Annotated in this window: 10 protein-coding genes; 5 read left to right on the top strand and 5 right to left on the bottom strand. The window is 69.8% G+C overall.

Annotation, left to right across the window (positions count from 1 at the left end; genetic code table 11):
* Positions 1-104, bottom strand: a 104-nt coding sequence (locus ABZU72_RS28395; RefSeq protein WP_218131477.1) for a superoxide dismutase, Ni, incomplete at its 3' end; no start/stop codon positions are given.
* A gap of 47 nt (positions 105-151) precedes the next feature.
* Positions 152-676 carry a flavin reductase family protein gene (locus ABZU72_RS28390; protein WP_355022118.1) on the bottom strand — a complete coding sequence of 175 codons (525 nt, stop codon included), beginning with the start codon at positions 674-676 and terminating at the stop codon, positions 152-154.
* Positions 677-986: 310 nt separating this feature from the next.
* Here ABZU72_RS28390 and ABZU72_RS28385 point away from each other — a divergent pair, with 310 nt between their 5' ends.
* From ABZU72_RS28385 to ABZU72_RS28365, 5 genes are all read left to right on the top strand, one after another.
* Positions 987-1,997, top strand: a complete 1,011-nt coding sequence (locus ABZU72_RS28385) for a TerC family protein (RefSeq protein ID WP_355022117.1) — start codon at positions 987-989, stop codon at positions 1,995-1,997.
* Between the two features lie 98 nt (positions 1,998-2,095).
* Positions 2,096-3,262 carry a histidine kinase gene (locus ABZU72_RS28380; protein WP_355022116.1) on the top strand — a complete coding sequence of 389 codons (1,167 nt, stop codon included), beginning with the start codon at positions 2,096-2,098 and terminating at the stop codon, positions 3,260-3,262.
* Positions 3,259-3,936, top strand: coding sequence for a response regulator transcription factor (locus tag ABZU72_RS28375; protein ID WP_355022115.1), 678 nt, complete (start codon positions 3,259-3,261; stop codon positions 3,934-3,936). Before ABZU72_RS28380 ends, ABZU72_RS28375 begins: the two co-directional genes overlap by 4 nt.
* 75 nt (positions 3,937-4,011) lie before the next feature.
* Positions 4,012-4,644 carry a DUF2867 domain-containing protein gene (locus tag ABZU72_RS28370; protein WP_355022114.1) on the top strand — a complete coding sequence of 211 codons (633 nt, stop codon included), beginning with the start codon at positions 4,012-4,014 and terminating at the stop codon, positions 4,642-4,644.
* Positions 4,641-5,654, top strand: coding sequence for a hypothetical protein (locus tag ABZU72_RS28365; RefSeq protein ID WP_355022113.1), 1,014 nt, complete (start codon positions 4,641-4,643; stop codon positions 5,652-5,654). Before ABZU72_RS28370 ends, ABZU72_RS28365 begins: the two co-directional genes overlap by 4 nt.
* Positions 5,655-5,714: 60 nt before the next feature.
* Here ABZU72_RS28365 and ABZU72_RS28360 read toward each other — a convergent pair whose 3' ends face one another.
* The 3 genes from ABZU72_RS28360 to ABZU72_RS28350 all read right to left on the bottom strand — a co-directional run.
* A complete protein-coding gene (locus tag ABZU72_RS28360) occupies positions 5,715-6,194 on the bottom strand; it encodes a DUF1097 domain-containing protein (RefSeq protein WP_355022112.1) in 480 nt (159 codons plus the stop codon).
* Positions 6,195-6,206: 12 nt separating this feature from the next.
* A complete protein-coding gene (locus tag ABZU72_RS28355) occupies positions 6,207-7,241 on the bottom strand; it encodes an NAD(P)-dependent alcohol dehydrogenase (RefSeq protein ID WP_355022111.1) in 1,035 nt (344 codons plus the stop codon).
* Positions 7,238-7,786: hypothetical protein (locus tag ABZU72_RS28350; protein ID WP_355022110.1), on the bottom strand; the 549-nt coding region annotated here is incomplete at its 5' end. The genes ABZU72_RS28350 and ABZU72_RS28355, both read right to left, overlap by 4 nt.

Raw genomic sequence — 7,786 nt, 5'->3', positions numbered from 1 at the left:
GCCTTGACGGACTCGGCCTCGATGCGGGCCTGGGCGGGGTCGTAGACGCCGCAGGGCAGGTCGCAGTGGGCCGAGACCTCGATGGTGGGAGCGAACAGACGCATGTTTGGTTCCTTCGGTGGTGTGGTGGGGAGACCGTCGAGGTCGACGGTCAGGAAGCCTTCTCAGGCAGGATGCGGTCGAGGGTGCTGACCGAGGGGCCGAGCGACCAGTAGCGCCGGTCGTGGTGCAGGAGCGGGTCGGCGGACTCGCCGAGACTGACCGCGTCGACCTCGAGCAGCACCAGCCACGCCTCGCCGGCGGGGATGACGCGGGCCACGCGCCCGGCGAAGCTGGCCGCGGCGTCGTCCAGGACCGGCGGCTCCCCGTGCGGGAGCGTCCAGCCCTGTGCGACCGTGAATCGCGGCGCGGTCCGGTCGGCGAAGGCTGCGGCCACCTGGGCCTGGGACTCGGTCAGGACGTGCACCGTGAGACGGTCGCTTCCGGCGAGTGCCGGCCCGGACCGCCCGGACCGGGAGACCGAGAACGACAGCATCGGCGGGTTGGCGCTGACCGAGGCCACGCTCGACACCGTCGCCCCGACGGGTCCCGTCTCGGTCGAGGCGGCGACGATGGCCACGCCGGTGGGATATCGACGGAAGCCGGCCTTGAACTGGTCGGTGAGTGTGTCGCTCACACCCCCTCCTCTCTCTGTTGGCAGTGACGCTAAAACATCAAGTCCGGTTGAGGTCCAGTCATCCACGCTGTGATCGTCGACTCATCTGCTTGTCCATGGCTGGGATCATGGGGATCAGCGGGAGTGCAACTTGTTAGACTAGCTGCTCGCTTGTCATACAACTCGGGTTGGTGTGCCGACGTACGCCGATTCCGCTTCCGTCGCCGATGCCGTCGATGGACGCCGCGCCCGCTACGACTTCGAAGGTTTGACCTCGGTCGCCTAACCTTCCCAAAGAACCGCTCTGCCTCACGATCTAAGGAGTCCCTTCGTGGACGTCTCCCCTCTCATCTGGTGGTTGACCATCGGCATCGCCAGCGCTGTGCTGCTTTTCGATGTGCTCGTCATCGGCCGGCGACCGCACGAGCCTTCGCGTCGGGAGCTGATCGTCGCGCTGAGCGTCTACATCGGCCTGGCGATCCTGTTCGGCATCGGTGTCTTCGTGTTCTCCGGCCCGAAGTACGGCACGGAGTTCTTCGCGGGCTGGCTGACGGAGTACTCGCTGTCGGTCGACAACCTGTTCATCTTCATCATCATCATGTCGAAGTTCGCGGTGCCGAGGCAGTTCCAGCAGAAGGCGCTGCTGATCGGCATCATCTTGGCGCTGGTCTTCCGAGGCATCTTCATCGCCGTGGGTGCGGCGGCCATCGAGAACTTCAGCTGGGTCTTCTACCTGTTCGGCGCGTTCCTGATCTACACCGCGGTCAAGCTGGCCATGGAGGGCGGCGAGGACGAGGACGAGTACGAGGAGCCCGCCGTGGTGAAGTTCCTCGAGCGCCACATCCCGCTCACCTCGAGCTGGGACAGCGCCAAGATGTTCGTCCGTGAGAACGGCAAGCGGATCGCGACCCCGATGTTCGTGGTCATCTGCGCCCTCGGCACCACCGACCTGCTGTTCGCGCTCGACTCGATCCCGGCGATCTACGGTCTGACCAACGAGGCCTACCTGGTCCTGACCGCCAACATCTTCGCGCTGATGGGTCTGCGCCAGCTCTACTTCCTCATCGGTGGTCTGCTGGAGCGGCTGGTCTACCTGTCCTACGGCCTGGCGATCCTGCTCGGGTTCATCGGTCTCAAGCTCGTCTTCCACGCGCTCCACGAGAACGAGCTGCCGTTCATCAACGGTGGCCAGCACGTCGAGTGGGCCCCGGAGGTCTCCATCGAGGTCTCCCTCAGCGTGATCATCGGCATCCTGGCCATCACGACCATCCTGAGCCTCCTGAAGTCGCGCAGCATGACCGAGAAGGAGCGCGACGACGCCACCGGTCCGCGCAGCATGTGACGCTTCGTCGACAGTCCCGCTGAGCCGGGACAGCCCGCAGGCCCTCTCCGATCGGAGAGGGCCTGCGGTCGTTCTCAAACAGGCCCTAGGGTGAGCCCATGACCGTGGCAGCTGCTCCCGGACCCCGCTGGCTCGGGGACGCGGGCCAGGTCGCGTTGGCCGGGGCGCTGGCGCTGGTGCTGCTGCCGGTCGGGTGGACGTCGGTGGTCGATGGCGAGGTCAGCACGGCGTGGCAGATCGCGCTCCTGGTCGCGCTGGTGGCGCTGCACGCCGCCGTGGCCACCGCCCGGCGCTGGCCGCTGCCGTCGTACGCCGTCGGGGCTCTGGCCGAGCTGGTGCTCGTGGCCGCGCCGGATCTGAGCGGGCCGACGGCCGAGGCGGCAGGAAGCGCGTTCGGGCCGGTGCTGCTGCCCAGCAGCCTGTGCTTCTTCGTGCTGCTCTACGCGGTGAGTGCGCAGGACCGGCGACCGTGGCCGGGGATCGTGCTCGGCATCGGGCTGGTGGGATGCCTGCTGACCGTCGTACGTCTGTCGGGGTTCGACGGCACCGGCCTGCAGGGGTGGACGTGGTGGCTGATGGTGGCCACCGCGACGGTGGCGGCCACGGTGGCGGCCTGGGCGCTCGGCCGGTTCCGGGCGACCCGGGCCGCGTGGATCGACCAGCTCGCCGACCGCGCCGCCGCCGAGGAGCGCCAGCGCATCGCGCGCGAGATGCACGACGTGGTCGCGCACTCGCTCGCAGTCGTGGTCAGCCATGCCGAGGCCGGCCGGATGGTCGTCGGGCAGCAGCCGGAACGGGCCTCGGGCATCCTCGACACCATCGCGACCACGGGGCGGGAGGCCCTCATGGAGATGCGTGGGCTGCTGGGCGTGCTCGGTGGCGAGTCCTCGACCGAGCCGCAACCGGGGCTGGCCGACGTCGGCGACCTCGTCGAGCGGATGCGTGAGGCAGGGCTGACGGTCCGGCTCGAGGCGGAGGAGCCCGGTCAGGTCGCGCCTGCCGTGGGGCTGACCGCCTACCGCGTCGTGCAGGAGGCGCTCACCAACGTCACCCGCCACGCAGGTTCGGGAGCCGTCGCGAAGGTGTCGGTGACCCGCACCGCACGCCAGCTCACGATCGAGGTCAGCGACGACGGCGTGGGGATCCAGCGTCCGCCCGGCCGCGGCCTGCGCGGGATGCGCGAACGGGTGGCGGCGGTGGGCGGAAGCCTCGAGGCCGGGCCGAGCAGCGAGGGCTGGCGCGTGCGCGCCATGATGCCGGTGTGAACGAGGAAGAGACCCCGATCCGTGTCGCGATCGTCGACGACCAGGAGCTGATGCGCTCGGCGCTCCGGATGATGGTCGAGAGCCAGCCGGACCTCGAGCTCGCCGGGGAGGCGGCCGACGGTCACGAGGCGCTCGCCCTGGTGCGTACGAAGCGGGTCGACGTCGTCCTGATGGACCTGCGGATGCCCCGCCTCGACGGGATCCAGGCGACGGCCGCGATCACCGGGGAGCAGCCGGACACGCGCGTGGTCGCGCTGACGACGTTCGACCTCGACGACTACGCGTTCCCGGCGATCCGGGCCGGGGCCAGCGGCTTCCTGCTCAAGGACGCCCGGGCCGAGGAGATCGTGGCCGCGATCCGCACCGTCCACGCAGGTCACGCGGTGGTTGCGCCGTCGACGACGCGCCGTCTGCTGGAGCATGTCGCGACCGTGCCGGCCCCCGACAGCGGCCGGGTCGCCGACATCCGGGCAACCCTCACGCCTCGTGAGCTCGACATGCTCCTCGAGCTCGCCACCGGCGACAGCAACGCCGAGATCGCCCGCCGCGTCCACCTCTCCGAGGCGACGGTGAAGACCCACGTCGGCCATGTGCTCGCCAAGCTCGGCCTGCGCGACCGGGTGCAGGCGGTCGTCCTGGCGTACGAGACGGGGCTGGTCGGTCCCCGGAGCTGAGTCTCATCCCAGAGGCTGAGAGGCCCGCGACCTGAGGGCGACGAACCCCCGGCGTGCGCGGACCAGTGTGGAGACATGACCACACACGCACCCATCAGACTCAGCCCGATCCGGACGGGCCCGATACCGTCGGGCGCCTACTCCTGCCAGTCCTGGCGCATCCACGAGATCACCCACGACTTCGAGCTCGAGGACGTCTGGGCCCTCCCTGTCCAAGGCGGACCCGACGACTTCCGGGCCTTCGTCGAGGCGATGATGAGCAGCGACGATCGCGACTTCCCGGCGGCGTACCGCCTCCTCTTCGCGGTCCGCTGGGCGCTGGGCCGGATGCTCGGCGCCGACGCGGACGAGCACGGCCTCGGCCACCGCGTCGCCTCGCTGCGCGACCGGCTGCCGGACGATCTCCGGGACCGCCCCGCGTCCGAGCGCGACGACAGCCCGTTCCAGTCGCTCTATCTGACCGATCTGGAGTACGCCGCCGAGATCGCCAACCGCACGATGCACGGTGTCCTGCACCTCGGTTGGGTCGAGGACGAGAGCTCGCCCGACGGCTACAGCGCGCAGATGAGCGTGCTGGTGCGGCCAAATGGGCGGTTCGGAGAGGCCTACATGGCACTCATCAAGCCGTTCCGCTACGCCATCGTCTATCCGGCGCTGCTGCGCACGGTCGGCCGACGCTGGGAGACCGCTCAGGGGGTGGACCGATGAGCATCACGATGGAACGTACGCAGCACCGCTCCGTCGTGCTGCGCGCGGCGCCCTGGGTGGCCGGCGCCTGGGCCCTCGTCTTCGGCGCCCTGGTCGGGCTCGCCCTGCTGGGCAGGGCGCCGGACCCGTGGGTCCCCGATGCGGCTTCGCCGCTCGGCGCTCTGAGTGGCACCCAGATGTCCTGGGTGATCGCGGTGCTCGCGCTCCTCGCCCTGGTTGCCGGGGGCGCGGTCGCGAACGTGCGGACCCCGGGTACGACGAGAGCGACAGGGTGGCTCCTGATCGTTCTCGGGCTCGTCATTGCCGTGGTCGTCTCGGACGTCCGCGCGCTGATGTTCCTCGGCTATCTGCCTCAGGTCCTGCTTGCGATGGTCGGGCTCGGACCGGGCGCCGGACAGCTCGAGTGGGGTCTTTTCGTCGACTCGGGTGTCGCTCTGGCGCATGCTGCTGGCGGGCTGGCCATGGTCGTCGCCGGTGTCACCCTGCTCGGGAAGGCCGAGCCTGGAAGGCGTCTGGACTGGGGCCGCTGGGCACGCTGGGGGCGTCCTGCGGTGGCGGTCGCTGTCGTCGTACCTCTTCTCTACGCCGTTACCCGGATCGCCTGGGCGCTGGACATCCCGCTCGGGATCAGTCGCGAGATGCTGGACGACCTCGGGGAGGCGAGGTGGTCCGGCTTCGGGCTCGCGGCCTTCGCCGTGGTCGGGGCGGTCCTGACCTGGGGGCTGGTGGCGCGCTGGGGCGAGGTGTTCTGGAGCTGGGTGCCCCGTATCGGCGGCCGTCCGGTCCCGGTCGCGATGGCCCTGGTGCCGGGGATCCTGGTCGCCGGCACGGTGATGTCCGCCGGGATCTCCTTCTGGCGGATGGCGATCGCGGACGACCTCTGGACGGTCCCCGGAGCCACTTCTGACTGGGGCGCATGGGCGCCGGAGATGCTGTGGCCGCTGTGGGGCGTCGCGCTCGCCGTCGCCTGCCTCGCCTACCTGGGAAGGCGCACCGCGGCACGCGGATGACGTACGGATCCCGCTTGACCTGGAATCTGGTCAAGCGGGATCAGTGCGTTCGGGTGACGATCAGGGCTGGGCGGCGCGGACCGGTTGCCCGGGTCGTTCGACCGCGGTCTGGATCCGGTGCCCGGCGATGTCCGAGAGCCAGCCGAGGCAGGCGCCGACCACCAGCGCGATGAGCGTGCCGCCGAGGTCGAAGGAGGTGCCGAAGAGGACTGCCGTCCCGGCGAAGGCACCGGGGATGAAGGACAGCAGATCCACGGCCGCCTGCAGGCACAGGATGAACGCGACGACCGTGACCACCAGGGCCACCGCGCCGGTGAAGGTGGCGTACGTCAGGACCAGGCTCGCTCCGTACCCCCACAGCGCGCCGGCGAGGTTGGCCGCGAGACCTTTCTGGAAGCCTTCACGTCCACCTCCGGCGGCGAAATAGCAGGCCCAGGCGACGAACCCGACCCAGGTGATCAGCGTGAGCTCGATGCTCACCTGGGTCCAGATGCCCGCGAGCACGCCGACCGAGATGCCGATTCCGAGGAGCTTCTTCATGTCGTCACCTCCTCAGGGGACCAGGATCGCGCGACCGCGGACCCGGCCGGCGTCGAGATCGGAGATGGCGGACTGGAAGTCGTCGAGGTCGTACTTCTGCGTGTGCAGCGTGACGGCCCCGCGAGCGGCGAGCGCCATCAGGTCGCACAGGTCGTTGTAGGACCCGACCAGGTTGCCGATGAAGTTGATCTCGGCGGAGATGATGTCGATGGTCGGCACATCGATGTTCTCGCCGTAGCCGACGACGTGGTAGTCGCCCGCCTGGCGGAGCATCCGGACACCTTCCGCGGTCGCACCGCCCTCGCCGACGAAGTCGACCAGGACCTCGGCGCCGTGGCCGCCGGTGAGCTCGAGCACCTGGTCGACCTGGGTGCCCTCGGCGACGACGCCGTGGTCGGCCCCGATGTCGAGAGCGAGCTTCACGGCGTCCGGGTTGCGGTCGACGACGATCAGCTCGGCCGGGCTGAGTGCCTTGAGGACCTGGATGCCGATGTGGCCGAGCCCGCCGGCGCCGATGACCACGCACATGTCGCGCGGGGTCAGCCGCCGGGCGGCCTTCGCGGCCGCGTGGTACGCGGTCAGGCCGGCGTCGGCCAGAGCGGCCACATCGGCCGGCTCCAGCGAGTCGTCGATCTTCACCACCGAGCGCGCGGAGGTCTTCAGATACTCCGCGTAGCCGCCGTTGGTGTCGATGCCGGGGAACTGGTTGAGCTCGCAGTGCACGTCGTCGCCCGAGCGGCAGGCGCGGCACAGCCCGCAGGTGATCAGCGGGTGCAGGATCACGTTGTCGCCCTCGGCGACGTTGGTGACGGCGTCACCGACCGCGTGCACCCACCCGGCGTTCTCGTGGCCGATCGTGTAGGGCAGCGTGACGCCGGACTTCTCCTCCCACTGCCCCTCGAGGATGTGCAGGTCGGTGCGGCACACGCCGGCGCCGCCGATCCTGACGACGACGTCGAACGGCCCGGTCGGCTCGGGGGCCGGGACCTCGGCCATCGCCAGCGGCTGGTGGTAGCCGACCACCTGGACGGCTCGCATGGTGCTCATGATGATGCTCCTTCTCGGTGCAGGTCGGTCAGAGGTACGAAGGCGGGCGTGGTGACCTCCTCGCCGTAGCGCGTCGACAGCAGGCCACGGCAGAAGTGCGCGTTACCGTCGATCGAGATCCGGGTCGAACGCGCCCGCCGCAACGCCAGCGGGATGTCGCCGGGTCGCTCGTTGTCGTGGTCGACCAGGACGTACGCCTCCGGCAGGTCGGGCAGCCCGAGGACCGCCCGGCGCCGCCGGAGCGAGGCGGTGAACTCGTCGTCGGGCAGGTCCTCGAGACGGACCTCGCCCACGGCGTCCTCGGCCAGGTCCGGCCGCCCCCTCAACAGCCGGGTCAGGCAGCGCTCGAGCGCCGCCGTGTGGGCCTTGCGGTGGAACGTGGTCCGCAGCTCGTCCAGGGACGACTCGGCCTCGTGAAGGAACGTGCCGAGATAGCCGGCATCGGCCGCCAGTCCGGCGTTGATCAGGTCGGAGTCGTGGTGGTCGTCGAGTCGAGATTGCGGTCGGCCAGAACGATCTCGACCTGGACATGCGGGTAACGATCG

The organism is Nocardioides sp. NPDC004968, assembly GCF_040608935.1.
GTDB lineage: Bacteria > Actinomycetota > Actinomycetes > Propionibacteriales > Nocardioidaceae > Nocardioides.
Note: the sequence above shows the minus strand (reverse complement) of the source record. Positions and strands in the feature narration are given on the sequence as shown.